Consider the following 17,706-nt stretch of genomic DNA (forward strand, 5'->3'; position numbering starts at 1 on the left):
ACCTGGTCTGCGCCTTCAAGCCACAGATCGCGTACTTCGCCGCGCACCGTGCCGAGGATCAGCTGGAGCGCCTGATGGCGCACATCAAGCGCGTCGCGCCGCAGGTGCCGATCATCCTGGACGCCAAACGTGGTGACATCGGCAGCACCGCCGAGCAGTACGCCCGCGAGGCTTTCGAGCGCTACCAGGCCGATGCCGTCACCCTGTCGCCCTTCATGGGTTTTGATTCGGTCGAGCCTTACCTGCGCTATCCGGTCAAGGGCGTGATCCTGCTGTGCCGCACCTCCAACCCGGGCGGGTCTGATCTGCAGAACCAGCGCCTGGCCGATGACCTGGACAGCGCCTGGGAAGTGCTGGCCGAGCCCATTCAGACGGTGATGCGCCGCTATGCCTTGCCCAACCCGTATGAGCGCCTGAAGGAGCTGACGCGCGGCAAGACCATCACGCGCGAAGCCATCCAGCAGTTCGTGCAGACGCTGGAGATCCCAGAGGCCGACAAGCAGCGTTTGCTGGACATGACGCCGGGCAACTACATTGGCAAGGCGATTGAGCTGGCCAAGCGCGTCTGAGCGGTTCAACGCATGAACTTCACCGACCAGCTCCAGCACGCCCAGCGCCACCACGACTCCATGCTCTGCGTGGGTTTGGACCCGGAGCCTTCGCGCTTCCCGGGCGCCTGGAAGGATCAGCCCGCGCGCATCTACGATTTTTGCGCGGCCATCGTCGATGCCACGAAGGACCTGGTCTGCGCCTTCAAGCCGCAGATCGCGTACTTTGCCGCGCACCGGGCCGAAGACCAGCTGGAGCGCCTGATGGCGCACATCAAGCGCGTGGCGCCGCAGGTGCCCATCATCCTGGACGCCAAGCGTGGCGACATCGGCAGCACCGCCGAGCAGTACGCCCGCGAGGCTTTCGACCGCTACCAGGCCGATGCCGTCACCCTGTCGCCCTTCATGGGCTTCGATTCGGTCGAGCCCTACCTGCGCTATCCGGGCAAGGGCGTGATCCTGCTGTGCCGCACGTCCAACCCTGGTGGCTCTGATCTGCAGAACCAGCGTCTGGCCGATGTGCCGGGCCAGCCGCGTTTGTACGAACACCTGGCTGGGTTGGCGCAAGGGCCGTGGAACACCAATGGCCAGGTCTGCCTGGTGGTGGGCGCCACCTTCCCTGAAGAGATTGCCCGCGTGCGCGAACTGGCGCCGACCCTGCCTTTGCTGATCCCTGGTGTGGGCGCGCAAGGCGGTGATGCGGCGGCCACGGTGAAGGCCGGGCAGCGCGTGGCCGCCGATGGCACGGTGACGGGCGCCATCATCGTCAACAGTTCAAGGGCGGTGCTTTATGCCAGCGCGGGCGATGACTTCGCCAGCGCGGCGCGGCGTGTGGCGCAGGACACCAGGCGGGCGCTGAACGCCGCACGCTGATGTTCATCTTCAGGCTGCTGCTCAAGAATGCTTTCAGGCATCGCTTGCGCACTGCCTTGACGATGGTGGGGCTGGTGGTGGCCATCAGTGCCTTCGGCCTGTTGCGCACCATCGTCGATGCCTGGTATGCGGGGGTGGATGCATCCTCAAGCGCCAGGCTGGTCACGCGCAGTTCCATCTCGCTCACCTTTCCGTTGCCGCTGTACTACGCCGACCGCATCAAGGCGGTGGAGGGCGTGAAAGGGGTGTCCTGGGCCAACTGGTTTGGCGGGGTCTACATCACCGAGCGCAATTTCTTCGCGCAGTTCGCGGTGGACCCGCCCAGCTACCTGGCGCTCTACCCCGAGTTCGTGCTGAGCGAGGATGACAAGCAGGCCTTCTTCCGCGACCGCCAGGGCTGCATCGTGGGCCGCAAGCTGGCGCACAAGCACGGCTGGAAGCTGGGCGACACCATCGCCTTGCGCGGCACCATCTACCCGGGCAATTGGCGCTTCACCATCCGCGGCATCTACGACGGCATCGATGACAAGACCGACGAGCAGCAGTTGCTGTTCCACTGGAAGCGCCTGGCCGAAAGCATCCGCGCGCGGGCTGGCCGCAACGCCGATTTCGTGGGCGTGTACATGGTGGGCCTGCACGACGCGAGCCAGGCGCCCGAAGTGGCGCAGCGCATTGATGCGCTGTTCAAGAACTCGCTGGCCGAGACCTTGAGCGAGACCGAAAAAGCCTTTCAGCTCGGCTTCGTGTCGATGAGCGAATCGATCTTGCTGGCGGTGGAGGCGGTGAGCTTCATCATCGTCGTGATCATCATGGCGGTGATGGCCAACACGATGACCATGACCGCGCGCGAGCGCCTGGCCGAGTACGCCACGCTGAAGGTGCTGGGCTTCACGCCGGCCTTCATCAGCAAACTGCTGCTGGGCGAAAGCCTGCTGATCGCCTTGTTGGGTGGTGGCATGGCCATTGCGCTGACCTTCCCGCTGGCCAAGGCCTTTGCGGGCACGGTGGGCACCTTGTTCCCGGTGTTCGAGGTGTCGGGCACCACGGTGGGCCTGCAGTTCCTGGCCTGTGTGGTGGTGGGCGTGGTGGCGGCCGCCTGGCCCGCGTGGAAGATGTCCCGCATCGACATCGTGCAGGGGCTGCGCCATGTGGCGTAGTAACTTGCTGCCCTGGTCCTACATCGGGCGCAACCTTTGGGTGCGGCGGGTCACCACCTTGCTCACGGCCGGGGGCATGGCCTTGGTGGTGTATGTGTTCGCCACTGTGCTGATGATGGGCGAGGGCATCCGCGCCACGCTGGTGGCCACCGGCCGCCCCGACAACGTGATGGTGCTGCGCAAGGGGGCAGGGGCCGAGATCAACTCGAGCATTTCGCGGGGGCAGGCCGCCATCATCGAATCGTTGCCGGGCCTGGCGGCCAGCGCGCAGGGCGGCAAGCTGGTCTCGCGCGAGCCGGTGGTGCTGAACACCTTGCCCAAGCGGGGCTCGCTCAAGCCCAGCAACATCACCGTGCGCGGTACCTCGGCCGTGGGGCTGGCCCTGCGCCCGCAAGTCAGCTTCATCAAGGGCCGCATGTTCAGGCCCGGCACCAGCGAGATCGTGGCCGGCCAGTCGGTGGCGCGTGGTTTCGTGGGGGCGGGCCTGGGCGAGAGCCTGAAGTTCGCCGGGCGCGAGTGGTTGGTGGTGGGCATTTTCGATGCCAGCCGCAGCGGTTTCGACTCCGAAATCTGGGGCGACTCCGAGCAGATGATGCAGGCCTTTCGCCGCATCAACTATTCCAGCGTGATCTTCCGGCTCAATGATCCCGCCACCTTCGAGAAGGTGCGCGCCAGCCTGGAAGACGACCCGCGCCTGACCCTGGAGGCCAAGCCCGAGGTGCAGTTCTACGCCGAGCAATCCGAGATGCTGGCCACCTTCATCCGCGTGCTGGGCCTGTCGTTGTCGATCATCTTTTCGATCGGGGCCATCGTGGGCGCCATGATCACCATGTTCGCCACTGTGGCCTCGCGCGTGGGCGAGATCGGCACCCTGCGCGCCCTGGGTTTTCGGCGCAACACGGTGTTGCTGAGTTTTCTGGCCGAGTCCTTGCTGCTGTCCCTGGTGGGCGGCGTGATGGGCTTGATGGCGGCCTCGCTGATGCAGGCGGTGAACATCTCCACTGTCAACTTCAAGACCTTTTCAGAGCTGGCGTTTCAGTTCAGACTGACGCCGATGATTGCCCTGCAGTCCATGCTGTTCTCCCTGGTGATGGGGCTGCTCGGCGGCTTCATCCCCGCGTGGCGGGCAGCACGCCTGCAGATCGTGGATGGCCTGCGCGCGACTTGACCCAAGGACCTTTATGCAACTGTGCACGTTTCAAACCGCAGACCAGCCCGAGGTGGGCCTGGTCCACGAAGAATGGGTGCTGCCTGTTCAGCGCGCCTTGCCGCAACTGCTGCGGCCCCACGACGCCATGCTGGACCTGATCGCTCGGTGGGACAGTGTCAAACCGGCATTGCAAGGCCTGCTCGATCTGCCCGACCCTGAGCACAAGCTGCGCCGCGATGTGCTGCGGCTGCATGCCCCGGTGCCCCGGCCAGGCAAGGTGCTGGGCATCGGCTTGAACTACCTGGACCACATCAACGAGAAGATCATCGGCGAGGTGCGCACGGCGCCCGAGCACCAGGTGTGGTTCAGCAAGGCGACCACCGCGGTCAATGGACCGTTCGACCCCATCGTGCTGCCGCCTGAATCGGTGTCCACCATGACCGACTACGAGGCCGAGCTGGTCGTCGTCATCGGGCGGCGCTGCAAGCGCGTCACGCCGGAGCAGGCTTCGGCCCACGTCTTCGGCTATTGCGTGGGCAACGACGTGTCGGTGCGCGACTGGCAGAAGCGCACCTCGCAATGGACCTTGGGCAAGGGCTTCGACACGCATGCGCCCTTTGGCCCCTGGATCACCACGGCCGACGAAGTGCCCGATCCGCACAGCTTGAACCTGCGCGGCCTGGTCAATGGCCAAGAGCGCCAGAGCAGCAACACGAGCCTGATGATCTTCAAGATCTGGGACCAGATCTCGGTGCTGAGCCAGGCCATGACCCTGGAGCCCGGCGACGTGATCTACACGGGCACCTGCAGTGGCGTGGGCGCGGGCATGACGCCGCCCCAATTCCTGCGGCCGGGCGACCGCGTTCGCATTGAGATCGAGCAGTTGGGCGCCATCGAAGCCCTGTGCGCTGCCGACATGGGCTGACCGGCTTGGTCAGTCTGGCTGCGGGTTCAGCGACGTGAGCACCGCCTGCACGAAGGCGATGACGGTGGGTGCCAGCTCGGTGAGCTGATGAACCCGGTCCTGTTCGATGGCGTGCAGGATCAGTTCATTGATGCCGCCCACCAGGGCCATGGCCATGTCGGGCGACAAGGGGCGCTTGCCTGGCTCCTTCGCCCGCGACAGTTCCACCTGCATCTGCAGGAAATCGGCAAAGCCTTTCTGAATGTGGCGCCGCGTGGCCAGGCCGACGGGCCCGATGCCCAGCAGTTCGATGAAGAGTGTGCGGATCAGCGCTGGCTGGGATTGCAGGCTTGCCAGGTAGGCACGGGTGACGTGGCCCAGTTGCTCGACCCAGTCGGCGCCAGGGTCGAAGCCCTCGGCGATGAGGCCCAAGGTGCGCTGGCTCAGGGTTTCGCACAGCGCGACCAGGCACTCGTCCTTGCTGGCGAACTGCTCGTAGAAGGTGCGCTTGGAGACATGCGCCCGCGCGACCACATCCGCGATCGTCGTGTCGGCGTAGGGCTGGTGGGCCAGCGTGGCGGCCAGGGCGTCGATGAGGCGCGCGCGGTGGTCAACCGGTTCGGGCGAGGATGAGGGGCGCATTGTCGCCAATGGTACTTGACAGTACCGCCGAGCGTTTGTTATGGTTCGCGGCTAATTGGTACCAATGGGTACCAGTTGGTGAAAAAAAAGCAGTTCTGACAACGATGATTCAAACGGTTTGTACCGAGGAGACCTCCACCATGCAGTCCATCTTCAAGCGCTGGCGCCACTCTTTGTTAGGGGCCGCTGTGGTTGCCCTGGCGTTCGGGCCCCAAGCCCAGGCCGCGGCGCCTGCACCTTACACCGTCGTCAACGCCGGCTTTGCCTGCCAGACGGCGACCTGTGATGCTGAACTGTGGCTGCCCAAAGGCGTGAACAAACCACCCGTCATCGTGATGGCCCATGGCTTCGGCGGTTTGAAGGATTGGGGCTTGCAGCCCTATGCGGAGCGTTTCGTGAAGGCTGGCTTCGCGGTTGTGCGCTTCGACTACCGCGGCTTTGGCAAGAGTGGCGGCCAGCCGCGTCGCGTGGTCGATGGCGAAGCGCACGTCAAGGACTGGTTGTCGGCGATCGAGTCGGTGCGCCTGCGGGGCGATGTCGATGGCAGCCGCTTAGGCCTGTGGGGCTCTTCATTCAGCGGCGGGCACGTGTTGGTGGCGGCGTCGCAAAGCCGTGGCGTGGTCAAGGCGGTCAGCTCGCAAGTGCCTTTCGTCAATGGCTTGCAAAGCGCGCTGACTTACCCGCTGAAATACCAGCCTCGCGCCGCTTGGGATGGCCTGCGCGACCTGTTGCGTGGCGACAAGGATGAACCCATCTACATTCCCATCGTGGCCCAGGATGGTTTCGCGGCGCTGGTTTGCCCCGAATGCGTCAAGGGTTACCAGACGCTGGTGCCTGCCGACCAGATGGCCAGCGAGAACAAGGTGGCTGCGCGCATCCTGATGACCTTGCCTTTTTACAAGCCGGCGTCCAGTGCCGAGCACATTTCGGCGCCGGTTCTGGTGGTGGCGGCCGAGAACGACGGCCTGATCCCCGTCAAGGGCGTGCGCGAGATGGTCAAGGAATTGCCGCAGGGTGAGTACCTGGAGCTGAAAGGCGCGGATCACTTTTCGCCTTATACCCAGCCGCTGTTTGAGCAGGTGGTCAGTCGGCAGGTGGCGTTTTTCCTGAAGAACCTGGCGCGTTAGGCTGGGTTGAGTTTGCTTTGTTCTGGCAGCGCGGGGCGGGGGATGAGGCGGACGCGGGCGGGGCTCCTATGGTGGCGGTCCACCGCGTAGCGGCGGACTGCGCTCGGTGCTCGGCCACGGCGGGCGGCTGCGGAACTCGCTGGCCGTTGGCCAGCTCAAACAGTCCTCGCCGACCCCTCGCTGCGCGAGGGGCAACCCGCCGCAGCCTGCGCGCCTCGCCGCCCCCGAAGTCGCCTCGCCCGCCTCCGACTCATCCCTGATCGCCCCGCTGGTGGCGTGGCACGGTTTGGGGGCGGTGGCGTGGCAACGGGTAGCGTTTGCCGCGGTTGTGTGGATGGTGCTCGTTGATGCGGCTGTTGGTCAGCCACACACTGCAGCCGTGGCGTGCCACCAGCGGGGCGAACAAAGGGCTGGGGCGGTCTCCGGCGGGGCGCCTGGCTTGGTGCTGAGACGCACAGCGCCGAGGTGGGCGCGCGCAGCGCGCATCAACATCTGACCTGCCGTGGTTGTTTGAACGCAGCGGACAAGGTCCGCGAAGTGAGTTCCACGGCACCACCTCGGCGCGAGCATCGAAGGCAGTCCCGCGCAGCGGGACCACCAAGCTGAAGCCCGGCCGGAGACCTCCCCAGCCCGCGCCTCGCACTGTCACGACAAAGCGCTCACCTCGGAGCGTCCAAACTGGCGATGCACGCACACGCATCACGTACCAGCGCACATCTTCAGTCCTTGATCACCGAACTTGACCGTGTGGCCGCGATGCCCGCCAGCACGATCAAAGCCATGCCCACCAGCGACAGCGGATTCACCGGATCATCAAAGATCCACACCCCCAACACGAAGGCATGCGCAATGCCCAGGTACTGCAAACTGGCCATGACCAAAGCCTGGCCGCGCGCATAGGCCCGGGTCATGGCCAATTGGGCCAGCGTGGCAAAGGTGCCCACGCCCAGCAGCCAGACCCAACCCATGGCGCTGGGCTGGTGCCACGCCACCTGCCCCATGCCAACCGTGGCTCCGCCGATGAGCAGGCCCGACACGGCGCCAAACACCGAGAAGTAAAACACCACGCGGTGTTCGGGCTCGCCTGCGCGGCCCAGGCTGGCCACCTGCAGGTAAGCCCAGGCTGCCAGCATGCCCGAGGCCACGCCAATCAGGCCGTCCAGCCATTGATCGCGCTGCAGGGTGGGGCGCAGCACCAGCGCCACGCCTGCGAAGCCCACGGCCACAGCGGTCAGCAGGGAGGGCGGGATGCCCTTGCCGGGCTGGCCACGCCAACGCTTCCAAAGGACCCCGATGCCCAGAAACACCGCCATCCAGACCGATGACATGTAGTTCAGCGTGACGGCCGTGGCCAGGGGCATGTGGCCGATGGCGTAGAACCACAGGCTCAGGGCCGTGACCCCGGCAAAGCCACGCCACAGGTGCAGTTGCGGTACCTTGGTCGCCAGAGACAGTTGGCGGCTCCAGGCCAGCAGGCCCATCATCACCGCGCCCACCAAGCCGCGAAAGAAAACAACCTCGCCGGTGCCGACCTCGAGCGAGGCCTTCTTCACGCACACCCCCATCGCCGCGAACAGCAAGGTGGCGATCACCATCAAGCCGGCAGCGGATTGACGCGAGGCCACCTTGACGAGGGCGTTCACGGGGCGGCGCGCTTCTTCATCACTCGTCGCGGAAATCCATGGTGCGCCGATACCACTCGTGGAAGTGCTGCATGCCGTCTTCCATCGGGCTTTGATACGGGCCGACTTCGTTGTCGCCGCGCAGCATCAGGGCCTTGCGGCCGGCGTCCATGCGTTCGGCGATCTCGTCGTCCTCCACGCAGGTCTCCATGTAGGCGGCCTGGTGCGCTTCAACGAAATCGCGCTCGAAGGCGACGATCTCTTCGGGGTAGTAGAACTCGACCACGGTGAGGGTTTTCTGTGGCCCTTGCGGGTACATGTTCGAGACCACCAGCACGTGCGGGTACCACTCCACCATCATCGTGGGGTAGTAGGTCAGCCAGACCGCGCCTTGCGTGGGCTTTTCGCCGTTGCCGTGCTTCATGACCACGTCGTGCCACTTCTTGTAGGTGGCCGAGCCTGGGCGGTCAAAGTTCTTGGCCACGCCCACGGTCTGCACCGAGTACTCGCGCGCCATGTCCCAGCTCAGGTCGTCGCAAGTGACGAAGTTGCCCAGCCCAGGGTGGAAGGGGCCGACGTGGTAGTCCTCGAGGTAGACCTCGATGAAGGTCTTCCAGTTGTAGTTGCACTCGTGCAGTTCGACCTTGTCGAGCACGAAGCCGGTGAAGTCCAGGTCGCCGCCAGGGGCGAAGCGAGGTGACATGCCGGCCAGGTCGGTGGCCACGTCGCGGCCGTTGTCTTCAAAGATCAGGCCGTTCCAGTCGCGAACCTTGTAGTTGTTCAGGTTCAGGCAGGGATCGTGGTCGAAATGGGGGGCGCCAATGAGCTGGCCGTGCAGGTCGTAAGTCCAGCGGTGCAGGGGGCAGACCACGTTGTGGCGGCTGTTGCCACGCCCCCGCAGCATGATGGCCTGGCGGTGGCGGCAGACGTTGGAGATCAGCTCAACGCCTTTTTCAGTGCGCACGAGCACGCGGCCTTCGCTCTCTTGAGGCAACGCGTAGTAATCGCCGACCTCGGGCACCGACAGGGCGTGCCCCAGGTAGCGAGGACCGGACTGAAAGATGCGTTCGAGCTCCCGCTGATAAAGTACTTCATCGAAGTAGCTGGAAACAGGCAGCTGCGTGCGGCTGCGGGCGAGAGCATTGAGCGCAGGACTCAGGTCGGACATGATCCCCAGGTTCTCCAAAAACCTATGTCAACCAAAACCTCGGCCGCAGCCGAGGACCACCCCGATTCATGACGGGAAAACCCGAAATTGTACCCGCCGGGCGGATGGCAGGGTTCTGCAAGGCCAACAGACCACCCAGACCGGGGGCTGAACTGAACTTCACAGGGGGTTCAAGGCTCTGGTTTTGGCCCTTCAGGCGAAATAGAATACGCGTTTGCCCTCACGCCGGGCTTGCCCGGGCGACACCATGGCCAAAACCCCCGTTCCTGCTGCTGCCGATCCCTCCCAAGAGCTGCCCTTGCCGTCCACTTACGAGGAGGCTCAGTCGGAACTGGAACACCTGGTGAGCCAGATGGAGTCTGGCCAATTGCCCCTGGACGGCCTGCTGTCCAGCTACCGGCGTGGCGCCCAGCTGCTGCAGTTCTGCCGCGCGCGGCTGGAAGCGGTCGAGGCCCAGGTCAAGTTGCTGGAAGACGGCCAACTCAAACCCTGGGACGCCGCATGAACCCCCAGGCCTACGCTGACTGGTCAGCCCAGGTGCTGGCCCGTGTCGAATCGGCGCTCGACGAATGGGTGCCGCTGGAAGCGCCCGCCGGGCTGGGCGAGGCGATGCGCTATGGCGTGCTGGATGGCGGCAAACGCCTGCGGGCGTTGTTGGTGATGGCCGCCGCGCAAGCCGCCGGGGCCGAGCAGACCCCTGCTGGCCAGGATGCTGCCTTGCGCGCCGCCTGCGCCGTTGAATTGATCCACGCCTATTCCCTGGTCCACGACGACATGCCCTGCATGGACAACGACGTGCTGCGCCGGGGCAAGCCCACGGTTCACGTGCAGTTTGGTGAAGCCCGGGCCATGTTGGCGGGCGATGCCCTGCAGGCCCTGGCCTTTGAAGTGCTGACGCCAGATGCTTGTCCGGACGATCTGGTGATGCGTGCACCCATTCAGGCCCGCTTGTGCCGCCTGTTGGCGCGCTCGGCCGGACAATCGGGCATGGCCGGCGGTCAGGCCATCGACCTGGCCAGCATTGGCATGGCTCTGGATGAGACCGCCTTGCGCGACATGCACCACCGCAAGACGGGCGCCTTGCTGCGCGCCAGTGTGCAAATGGGCGCGGCCAGCGCGGGCATCGACGAATCCGGCCCCATCTGGGAGGCGTTCAGCCGCTATGGCGACGCCATGGGCCTGGCATTCCAGGTGGTGGATGACATCCTGGATGCCACGCAGCCCTCCGACACCTTGGGCAAGACTGCCGGCAAGGATGCCGATGCCAACAAACCCACCTACGTGAGCCTGTTGGGCCTGACCCAGGCACGGGCAGAGGTTGACCACTTGCTCCGACAGGCTCAGGATGCCCTGCTGGGCAGCGGCCTGTTGCCTGAACGCACCCAGGCCCTGGCCGCCCTGGCCGATCGCATCGTGCACCGCGACCATTGATCCGACAACAACAAACCATTCCCCAAGGAAGCCCACCATGACCTCAACCCTGCTGTCCAGGATCGAGACACCCGCCGATGTCAGGCGCCTGTCTCGCCTTGAGCTCAAACAACTGGCGGGCGAGTTGCGCGAATACCTGCTGCAAAGCGTGTCGCGCACGGGGGGCCACCTGTCGTCCAATCTGGGCACGGTGGAATTGACGATCGCCTTGCACTACGTGTTCAACACGCCCAATGACCGGCTGGTGTGGGACGTGGGCCACCAAACCTACCCGCACAAGATCCTGACGGGGCGCCGCGACCGCATGCCCACCTTGCGCCAGATGGGGGGCATGAGCGGCTTCCCTCGCCGCGACGAAAGCGAGTACGACACCTTTGGCACGGCGCACTCGTCCACCTCCATCTCGGCCGCGCTGGGCATGGCCCTTGGCGCGCAATTGCGTGGCGAAGCGCGCAAGGCCGTGGCCATCATCGGCGATGGCGCCATGACGGCCGGCATGGCTTTCGAGGCCCTGAACAACGCTGGTGTGCCCCACAACGGCCGCGCAGCCGACGTGCTGGTGGTGCTGAACGACAACGACATGTCGATCTCACCACCGGTGGGCGCTTTGAATCGCTATCTGGCGCGTTTGATGTCGGGCCGGTTTTACTCGGCCGCGCGCGAAGGTGCCAAGCAGGTGCTGCGCAACGCGCCGCCCTTGTTCGAGCTGGTCAAGAAGCTGGAAGAGCACGCCAAGGGCATGGTCGTGCCCGCCACCATCTTTGAAGAGTTCGGCTTCAACTACGTCGGCCCCATCGATGGCCACGACCTTGATTCGCTGATCCCCACGCTGGAGAACCTGCGCGACCTGAGCGGCCCGCAGTTCCTGCACGTGGTCACCAAGAAGGGTTATGGCTACAAGCTGGCCGAGGCCGATCCGATCGCGTACCACGGCCCTGGCAAGTTCGACCCGGCCGTGGGCCTGGTCAAGGCTGCTGCCTCAAGCGAGCCGCCCAAGCCCACCTTCACGCAGGTCTTCGGCCAGTGGCTGTGCGACATGGCCGCGCACGACACTCGCCTGGTGGGCATCACGCCCGCCATGCGCGAAGGCTCGGGCATGGTTGAGTTCCACCAGAAGTACCCAGGCCGCTATTTCGACGTGGGCATCGCCGAGCAGCACGCCGTGACCTTCGCGGCCGGCATGGCCTGTGAAGGCCTCAAGCCTGTGGTTGCCATCTATTCGACCTTCCTGCAGCGCGGCTACGACCAGTTGATCCACGATGTGGCCATCCAGAATCTGCCCGTGGTGTTCGCGCTGGACCGCGCGGGCATTGTCGGGGCCGATGGCGCCACGCACATGGGCGCTTTCGACATCGCCTTCGTGCGCTGCATTCCCAACATGAGCATGCTGACGCCGGCCGACGAAAACGAATGCCGCCAGGCGCTGAGCGCGGCCTTTGCGCAGCAGCACCCGGTGTGCGTGCGCTATCCACGTGGTGCGGGGGCTGGCGTGGCCGTGTCGACCGACTTGAAGCCCATGCCCTGGGGCAAGGGTGAGGTGCGTCGCACCAGCGCCGCGCCCGAAGGCCAGCGCGTCGCCATCCTGGCCTTTGGCACCTTGCTCTACCCGGCGTTGAAAGCCGCAGAAGGCCTGGACGCGACGGTGGCCAACATGCGTTTCGTCAAGCCGCTGGACACCGAGTTGCTGCTGGAGCTGGCCCGCACCCACGATGCCTTTGTCACCGTGGAAGAAGGCTGTGTGCAGGGCGGCGCCGGATCGGCTGTGGCCGAAGCCCTGAGCCATGCGGGCGTGGTCAAGCCACTGGTGATCCTGGGCTTGCCCGACGAGTTCGTCGAGCATGGGGACCCGGTCAAGCTGATGTCGATGTGTGGGCTGGATGCAGCGGGCATCGAGAAAACAGTGCGCCAGCGCCTGCCTCAGGTGGTGGGGGCGCTGGCAGCGGCGGATGCGTCCAACGTGACCGCATTGCGCGGATAAGGCAACTCACCGGTCACGGGGTCGTGGCCCATGCTTTTAAGGTGCAAGGCCAGGCCCGCATCCATGCTCTGGGCATGGTGGGGGAACCACAGAGCCAGCTCGTGCGCAATCTGGCGGATGGGCTCCAGCTCGCCTTGTTGTCCTCGTGCCATGCCTTCCCGCATCACCTGAAGCACCACGGCGTGTTGAGTGGCGTGGCAGTTTCCAGGGGCAAAGCCCGTGGCCAGCATCCAGCGGTCTTCGCGGCCAAAGTGATCCTCGGTGTGGGCCAGCAGGGCCTGCCAGGCCTCCACCACTTGTGCTTCGGGGGCCTGCTGGACGGCCGCCAGCAAATCCACGAATTCCCGATGGGTGTCGTCCATGGCGGGCATGGACAGGGACAAGGCTTCAGACCAGACAAGGGTGGCGACCATGGTGCGCGGGTTCATCCAAACAACGATGCCCGCGAGGCTATCGGCTCACCCCCAAACCGACCTTGACCTGGCGCAATGTCAGGCCAGGCGCCTGCGGTGCCGTGCCACTTGCGCACGCACTTGCTCAGGCGCCGTGCCTCCCAGCAGATTGCGCGCATTGAGCGATCCGCGCAGCGACAGCACCTCGAACACATCGTGCTCGATGGCGGGGTTGTAGTCCTTGAGCTTGTCCAGCGGCAACTCCGACAGGTCCACGCCAGCGGCAATGGCATCTTTCACCGCGTGCGCCACCACTTCGTGCGCATCGCGGAAAGGCAGGCCCTTCTTGACCAGGTAGTCGGCCAGGTCGGTGGCGGTGGCATACCCCTTTTTGGCCGCGCGCTCCATCGCCTCGGGCTTGACGGTGATGCCACCGGCCATTTCCGCGAAGATGCGCAGCGTGTCCTTCAAGGTGTCGACCGTGTCGAACAAGGGCTCCTTGTCTTCCTGGTTGTCCTTGTTGTAGGCCAGGGGCTGGCCCTTCATCAGGGTGATCAGGCCCATCAGGTGGCCGACCACTCGGCCGGTCTTGCCGCGCGCCAGTTCGGGCACGTCGGGGTTTTTCTTCTGCGGCATGATCGACGAGCCGGTGCAGAAGCGATCCGCCAGGTCGATGAAGCCGAACGATTGGCTCATCCACAAGATCAGCTCTTCGCTGAAACGCGAGATGTGGACCATGACCAGTGAGGCGGCGGCGGTGAATTCGATGGCGAAGTCGCGGTCGCTGACGGCGTCCAGGCTGTTCTGCGTGACGGCGGGCTGGCCGGCCTCGTCCACCATGCCCAGGCTTCGGGCCACGCGTTCGCGGTCCAGCGGGTAGCTGGTGCCAGCCAGTGCGGCCGAGCCCAACGGCAGGCGGTTGATGCGTTTGCGCAGGTCGATCAGGCGCTCGGCATCACGGGCGAACATCTCGACGTAGGCCAGCAGGTGGTGGCCAAAGCTCACCGGTTGGGCCACTTGCAAATGGGTGAAGCCGGGCAGGATGGTCTCGGCGTTTTGCTCGGCCACGGCCACCAGGGCCTTTTGCAGCTCGGTCAGCAGCACGCCGATCTCGTCGACCTCGCCGCGCAGCCACAGGCGCACGTCGGTGGCGACCTGGTCGTTGCGCGAGCGGCCGGTGTGCAGGCGCTTGCCCGCGTCGCCCACCAGGGTGGTCAGGCGGGCCTCGATGTTCAGGTGCACGTCTTCCAGGTCGAGCTTCCAATCGAAACCGCCCGCTTCGATCTCTTGCGTGATCTGGGCCATGCCATTTTCGATGGACGCCCAGTCGGCGGCAGAGATCAGGCCCTGGGCGTGCAGCATTTCAGCATGCGCGAGCGAGCCCTGGATGTCGGCGCGCCACAGCCGTTTGTCGAAGAACACGCTGGCGGTGTAGCGTTTGACCAGGTCGCTCATCGGCTCTGAAAAGAGGGCCGACCAGGCCTGGGACTTGGTGTCGAGTTGATTTGTGCTCATGGCGCAGCGTGCTTGGGCGAGAATGTTCCAACCATGGATTGTAGAGAGCCCACGCCCCCCACGTCGAACCGATCACCTCGGTCGCGGGCGACTGCGTCGACAAAGGCGCCAGTCCGGCCTCCAGCACCGGAGAAATCGGGGGACACCCTGGCCGCACCCACGATGTGGGCGGCCACCGGTTTTGACCAACCCACCGCTCCCACCCGCAGCGCGTCGCGCTCACCCTTTGACGTGTGCCACGTGGGCGTGGTGCTGCGCGTGGTGCTGGGCATGCAACTGGTGCTGGCGTTGGGGGTTGCCCATGTGGCGGCCAGTCCGGCCGACTGGTTGGTGCGCTGGTCTCAGGCCCTGGCCACGGCCTTGCCGGCGAGTTTGCTGTGGCTGGTGCTGGCCTGTGCCGGGCGCTCAGTGCTGGAACGCATGTCGCCTCTGGGCCAGTGGGGCTGCGCGGTGCTGCTTGGTGCTGTGGCTGGCCTGTATGGCGAGGTGCAGTCCTCCATGCTGGACTGGTGGATGGGCGGCGTGCAGCGCAGTTGGTGGACGGTGTGCCCGGCCATGCTGACTGGCGCCGCATTTGCCTCGGTGACCCTGGCCTGGTTGCGCCAGCGCGGTCACAGCGAGCTGCCCGCCCAGGCCCAGGCGCGCCTGGCCGAGTTGCAGGCGCGCATCCGCCCGCACTTTTTGTTCAACACCCTGAACACGGCGATCGCGCTGGTGCAGATCGAGCCTGCACGGGCCGAGGCGGTGCTGGAAGACCTGGCCGAGTTATTCCGCCAGGCGCTGACCTCACCGCATTTGCGCGCATCCCTGACCGATGAAATCGACCTGGCACAGCGCTACCTGCGCATCGAGCAATTGCGTTTTGGCGAGCGCCTGACCTTGCACTGGACACTGGACCCCGCGGCAGGCGAGGCCGAGGTGCCCGCCCTGATGCTGCAGCCGCTGGTGGAAAACGCCGTCAAGCACGGCGTGGAGGCCGACCCCGATGGCGGCTGGGTGCGCGTGTCCACGCATGTGAAGGGAGGGCAGGCCGTGCTGACCATCACCAACTCCATTCCTGTGCATCCTCAGGCCGGTTTGACCGCAGGGCACGGCATCGCCTTGCGCAATGTGCGCCAGCGCTTGCGGCTGATGCACGATGTCGAGGCAAGTTTTGCCGCCGGGGTGCACAAAGGTGAAACGGCCGAGCATGCTTCGGTCTACGTGGTGCGTGTGTCCGTGCCACTCAAGCCTGGGGTGAAAGCAAGATGAACGATGTTTTGCGCGTGATGGTCGTGGACGATGAGCCGCTCGCGCGGCTGCGCCTGAAAACGCTCTTGTCGCAGTCGGATTGCCCCAACGTGGTGGTGGCCGAGGCGGGTGATGCCCGGCAGGCCTTGGCAGTTTTCAGCCCGAACGATGACGCCACTGACCCGGTGATCGACCTGGTCTTGCTGGACATCCAGATGCCCGGCCCGGATGGCCTGCGCCTGGCCGAACGGCTGCGCACGCTGCCCACCCCGCCCGCCGTGGTGTTCGTGACCGCGCACGCGGGGCATGCCTTGCAGGCCTTTGAACTGGAAGCGCTGGATTACCTGACCAAGCCGGTTCGGCTTGACCGCTTGAACGCGGCGCTGGCCCGGTGCGTCAAGCGAAAGCCAGCTGCGGCGGCGGTTGTGCCCGAGCTGGCGGACGAACCCACCTTGGTGGCGCAGGACCGGGGCCGCCTGGTGCGCGTGCCGGCTTCACAGGTCATCTACCTGAAGGCCGAGCTGAAGTACGTGACCCTGCGCACGGCCGAGCACAGCCATGTGCTGGATCAATCGTTGACGGAGCTGGAGGCGCAACTGGGCGAGCGCTTTGTGCGCGTGCACCGCAATGCTTTGGTGGCGCGGTCGGCCATGAAAGCGCTGGAGCGCCGGGCCGATGACGAGGAGGGCGGCGAGACCTGGGCGGTGCAGGTTGGGCCCACGGGCGAGTGGCTGGCCGTGTCGAGGCGACAGGTGGCCACGGTGCGCGAGGTGATGGCGGGGCGCTGACTGAACAAGCGCGCCCCGTGAAGCTTGGGCTCAGAAGCCCAGGCTGGCCAGCAAGTCGTCGACTTCGCCCTGGTTGTTGACCACGTCGGTGCGGCCTTCGCCATCGACCACCGGGCCATTGAGGGACGGCTCGATGTGCTGGTTGAGCGTCAAAGCCGCTTCGGCCTTGTGGGCCAACTCGGGTGGGGCGGCCTGCATCAGCACGCCCGCCAGTTGCTTTTCCAGGTCAGTGGCCAGGGAGACCACCTTGGCGACGACCTGACCGGTCAGATCGTGGAAGTCCTGCGCCATCATGATGTCGGTCAGGTGCCCGTCCACACGTTGCGTGACGGTTTCCACGTCTTCCACGAAATTCATCACCGCGCCGCTGGCCACGGCCTTGACCGGGTCAGCCACGAGCAACTGGGCCAGCTTGCGGGTTTCGGCGACGATGTGGGCCTGGTCGGCCTTGGCCTCGTCCACCAGGTTCAAGACCTTTTCGGCAGCGGCCGCCGTCTTGGTGGCGATGTAGCTCAGGCGGCTGCGCGCATCCGGCAGGTTGTTGACCGAGTCGGTCAGGCGCGGCAGCACACCCAGCTGGTTGAGCGTGTCGTGCAGTTGGCGTGTCAGCGTGCCCAGTTGCTGAAAAATTTCCGGCGAAGCGGCGGCGGCCGCAGGTGCCGCCATCGTGGGCAGATCATCCATCTTCATCATCGGTTCCCCCTGCTCAGGCCGCGGCCGTGAGTTTTTGCATGATTTTTTGCACCTTCTCTTCCAGCGTGGCCTTGGTGAAGGGCTTCACGATGTAACCCGCAGCGCCGGTCTGGGCCGCCAGCACGATGTCTTCCTTGCGGGCTTCGGCGGTGACCATCAGCACCGGCAGGTGCTTGAGCGTGTCGTCCGCCTTGATGGCCTTGAGCAAGTCAAAGCCATTCATGTTGGGCATGTTGATGTCGCTGACCACGAAATCGTATTTGCCGTTCTTGAGCATGTTCAAGGCCACGGCGCCGTCTTCGGCTTCTTCGGCGTTGTTGTAGCCAATTTCCTTGAGCAAACCTCGGACGATGCGGCGCATCGTGGAAAAGTCGTCAACGATCAGGAATTTCATGTCGGGTGAGGGATTGCTCATGGCTCGTCCTTGATTCAATCGTTAGAGGCCTGGCACGGCCTCCGCGAGGTGTTCACAGCCGTTATCGGCGTTC

At 65.1% G+C, this 17,706-nt stretch carries 18 protein-coding genes; 11 read left to right on the forward strand and 7 right to left on the reverse strand.

Annotation, left to right across the window (positions count from 1 at the left end; all coding sequences use genetic code 11):
* The 5 genes from pyrF (Q7V20_RS16575) to Q7V20_RS16595 form a co-directional block, all read left to right on the forward strand.
* Positions 1-569: orotidine-5'-phosphate decarboxylase (gene pyrF, locus Q7V20_RS16575; RefSeq protein WP_304793604.1), on the forward strand; the 569-nt coding region annotated here is incomplete at its 5' end.
* A 12-nt stretch (positions 570-581) separates the two neighbouring features.
* Entirely contained in the window at positions 582-1,421 is an 840-nt protein-coding gene (gene pyrF / locus Q7V20_RS16580) for an orotidine-5'-phosphate decarboxylase (RefSeq protein WP_304793607.1), read from the forward strand.
* A complete protein-coding gene (locus Q7V20_RS16585; RefSeq protein WP_304793610.1) occupies positions 1,421-2,578 on the forward strand; it encodes an FtsX-like permease family protein in 1,158 nt (385 codons plus the stop codon). Before pyrF (Q7V20_RS16580) ends, Q7V20_RS16585 begins: the two co-directional genes overlap by 1 nt.
* Entirely contained in the window at positions 2,568-3,746 is a 1,179-nt protein-coding gene (locus Q7V20_RS16590) for an ABC transporter permease (RefSeq protein ID WP_304793613.1), read from the forward strand. The genes Q7V20_RS16585 and Q7V20_RS16590 overlap by 11 nt, the downstream gene beginning before the upstream one ends.
* A gap of 13 nt (positions 3,747-3,759) precedes the next feature.
* A complete protein-coding gene (locus Q7V20_RS16595) occupies positions 3,760-4,653 on the forward strand; it encodes a fumarylacetoacetate hydrolase family protein (protein WP_304793616.1) in 894 nt (297 codons plus the stop codon).
* A gap of 9 nt (positions 4,654-4,662) precedes the next feature.
* Here the strand turns inward: Q7V20_RS16595 and Q7V20_RS16600 are convergent, their stop codons facing one another.
* Positions 4,663-5,274, reverse strand: a complete 612-nt coding sequence (locus Q7V20_RS16600) for a TetR/AcrR family transcriptional regulator (protein WP_304793619.1) — start codon at positions 5,272-5,274, stop codon at positions 4,663-4,665.
* 140 nt (positions 5,275-5,414) lie between these two features.
* Between Q7V20_RS16600 and Q7V20_RS16605 the strand changes: the two genes are divergently transcribed.
* Entirely contained in the window at positions 5,415-6,401 is a 987-nt protein-coding gene (locus Q7V20_RS16605) for an alpha/beta hydrolase (RefSeq protein ID WP_304793622.1), read from the forward strand.
* 719 nt (positions 6,402-7,120) lie between these two features.
* Here the strand turns inward: Q7V20_RS16605 and Q7V20_RS16610 are convergent.
* Both Q7V20_RS16610 and Q7V20_RS16615 read right to left on the reverse strand, forming a co-directional pair.
* Complete coding sequence (locus Q7V20_RS16610) at positions 7,121-8,044, reverse strand: DMT family transporter (RefSeq protein WP_304793625.1); 924 nt, start codon at positions 8,042-8,044, stop codon at positions 7,121-7,123.
* A 19-nt stretch (positions 8,045-8,063) separates the two neighbouring features.
* The gene (locus Q7V20_RS16615) at positions 8,064-9,191 is read right to left on the reverse strand and encodes an aromatic ring-hydroxylating dioxygenase subunit alpha (RefSeq protein WP_304793628.1); all 1,128 of its coding nucleotides are present in this window, start codon (positions 9,189-9,191) and stop codon (positions 8,064-8,066) included.
* Positions 9,192-9,438: 247 nt separating this feature from the next.
* On the opposite strand from Q7V20_RS16615, the gene Q7V20_RS16620 reads away from it, so the two are divergent.
* Genes Q7V20_RS16620 through dxs form a run of 3 tightly spaced genes read left to right on the forward strand, consistent with a single transcriptional unit; the run spans position 9,439 to position 12,600 of the window.
* Entirely contained in the window at positions 9,439-9,696 is a 258-nt protein-coding gene (locus Q7V20_RS16620) for an exodeoxyribonuclease VII small subunit (protein WP_304793630.1), read from the forward strand.
* Positions 9,693-10,622 carry a polyprenyl synthetase family protein gene (locus tag Q7V20_RS16625; RefSeq protein ID WP_304793633.1) on the forward strand — a complete coding sequence of 310 codons (930 nt, stop codon included), beginning with the start codon at positions 9,693-9,695 and terminating at the stop codon, positions 10,620-10,622. The genes Q7V20_RS16620 and Q7V20_RS16625 overlap by 4 nt, the downstream gene beginning before the upstream one ends.
* Positions 10,623-10,659: 37 nt before the next feature.
* Complete coding sequence (dxs, locus tag Q7V20_RS16630) at positions 10,660-12,600, forward strand: 1-deoxy-D-xylulose-5-phosphate synthase (RefSeq protein ID WP_304793636.1); 1,941 nt, start codon at positions 10,660-10,662, stop codon at positions 12,598-12,600.
* On the opposite strand, the gene Q7V20_RS16635 is transcribed toward dxs, so the two are convergent.
* Positions 12,540-13,013 (reverse strand): hemerythrin domain-containing protein, encoded by a 474-nt coding sequence (locus tag Q7V20_RS16635; RefSeq protein WP_304793638.1) that lies wholly within the window; start codon positions 13,011-13,013, stop codon positions 12,540-12,542. The genes dxs and Q7V20_RS16635 overlap by 61 nt on opposite strands.
* 78 nt (positions 13,014-13,091) lie before the next feature.
* Entirely contained in the window at positions 13,092-14,507 is a 1,416-nt protein-coding gene (gene argH / locus Q7V20_RS16640; RefSeq protein ID WP_304793641.1) for an argininosuccinate lyase, read from the reverse strand.
* Positions 14,508-14,669: 162 nt separating this feature from the next.
* Here argH and Q7V20_RS16645 point away from each other — a divergent pair, with 162 nt between their 5' ends.
* Together Q7V20_RS16645 and Q7V20_RS16650 are read left to right on the forward strand one after the other, a co-directional pair.
* A complete protein-coding gene (locus Q7V20_RS16645) occupies positions 14,670-15,758 on the forward strand; it encodes a sensor histidine kinase (protein ID WP_304793644.1) in 1,089 nt (362 codons plus the stop codon).
* Positions 15,755-16,525 (forward strand): LytTR family DNA-binding domain-containing protein, encoded by a 771-nt coding sequence (locus Q7V20_RS16650; protein WP_304793647.1) that lies wholly within the window; start codon positions 15,755-15,757, stop codon positions 16,523-16,525. Before Q7V20_RS16645 ends, Q7V20_RS16650 begins: the two co-directional genes overlap by 4 nt.
* 30 nt (positions 16,526-16,555) lie before the next feature.
* Here Q7V20_RS16650 and Q7V20_RS16655 read toward each other — a convergent pair whose 3' ends face one another.
* Together Q7V20_RS16655 and cheY are read right to left on the reverse strand one after the other, a co-directional pair.
* Positions 16,556-17,215 (reverse strand): protein phosphatase CheZ, encoded by a 660-nt coding sequence (locus Q7V20_RS16655; protein WP_304793651.1) that lies wholly within the window; start codon positions 17,213-17,215, stop codon positions 16,556-16,558.
* Positions 17,216-17,231: 16 nt separating this feature from the next.
* A complete protein-coding gene (cheY, locus tag Q7V20_RS16660; RefSeq protein WP_230178946.1) occupies positions 17,232-17,633 on the reverse strand; it encodes a chemotaxis response regulator CheY in 402 nt (133 codons plus the stop codon).
* Positions 17,634-17,706 lie beyond the last annotated feature (73 nt).

The sequence above is a fragment of the Aquabacterium sp. genome, assembly GCF_030652515.1.
Lineage (GTDB): Bacteria > Pseudomonadota > Gammaproteobacteria > Burkholderiales > Burkholderiaceae_C > Aquabacterium.

What these genes read in the sequence shown, in the direction of transcription:
- pyrF (WP_304793607.1), top strand. Translation starts at nt 582, where the DNA reads ATGAACTTCACCGACCAGCTCCAGCACGCCCAGCGCCACCACGACTCC.
- Q7V20_RS16585 (WP_304793610.1), top strand. Translation starts at nt 1,421, where the DNA reads ATGTTCATCTTCAGGCTGCTGCTCAAGAATGCTTTCAGGCATCGCTTG.
- Q7V20_RS16590 (WP_304793613.1), top strand. Translation starts at nt 2,568, where the DNA reads ATGTGGCGTAGTAACTTGCTGCCCTGGTCCTACATCGGGCGCAACCTT.
- Q7V20_RS16595 (WP_304793616.1), top strand. Translation starts at nt 3,760, where the DNA reads ATGCAACTGTGCACGTTTCAAACCGCAGACCAGCCCGAGGTGGGCCTG.
- Q7V20_RS16600 (WP_304793619.1), bottom strand. Translation starts at nt 5,274, where the DNA reads ATGCGCCCCTCATCCTCGCCCGAACCGGTTGACCACCGCGCGCGCCTC.
- Q7V20_RS16605 (WP_304793622.1), top strand. Translation starts at nt 5,415, where the DNA reads ATGCAGTCCATCTTCAAGCGCTGGCGCCACTCTTTGTTAGGGGCCGCT.
- Q7V20_RS16615 (WP_304793628.1), bottom strand. Translation starts at nt 9,191, where the DNA reads ATGTCCGACCTGAGTCCTGCGCTCAATGCTCTCGCCCGCAGCCGCACG.
- Q7V20_RS16620 (WP_304793630.1), top strand. Translation starts at nt 9,439, where the DNA reads ATGGCCAAAACCCCCGTTCCTGCTGCTGCCGATCCCTCCCAAGAGCTG.
- Q7V20_RS16625 (WP_304793633.1), top strand. Translation starts at nt 9,693, where the DNA reads ATGAACCCCCAGGCCTACGCTGACTGGTCAGCCCAGGTGCTGGCCCGT.
- dxs (WP_304793636.1), top strand. Translation starts at nt 10,660, where the DNA reads ATGACCTCAACCCTGCTGTCCAGGATCGAGACACCCGCCGATGTCAGG.
- Q7V20_RS16635 (WP_304793638.1), bottom strand. Translation starts at nt 13,013, where the DNA reads ATGGTCGCCACCCTTGTCTGGTCTGAAGCCTTGTCCCTGTCCATGCCC.
- argH (WP_304793641.1), bottom strand. Translation starts at nt 14,507, where the DNA reads ATGAGCACAAATCAACTCGACACCAAGTCCCAGGCCTGGTCGGCCCTC.
- Q7V20_RS16645 (WP_304793644.1), top strand. Translation starts at nt 14,670, where the DNA reads ATGTGGGCGGCCACCGGTTTTGACCAACCCACCGCTCCCACCCGCAGC.
- Q7V20_RS16650 (WP_304793647.1), top strand. Translation starts at nt 15,755, where the DNA reads ATGAACGATGTTTTGCGCGTGATGGTCGTGGACGATGAGCCGCTCGCG.
- Q7V20_RS16655 (WP_304793651.1), bottom strand. Translation starts at nt 17,215, where the DNA reads ATGAAGATGGATGATCTGCCCACGATGGCGGCACCTGCGGCCGCCGCC.
- cheY (WP_230178946.1), bottom strand. Translation starts at nt 17,633, where the DNA reads ATGAGCAATCCCTCACCCGACATGAAATTCCTGATCGTTGACGACTTT.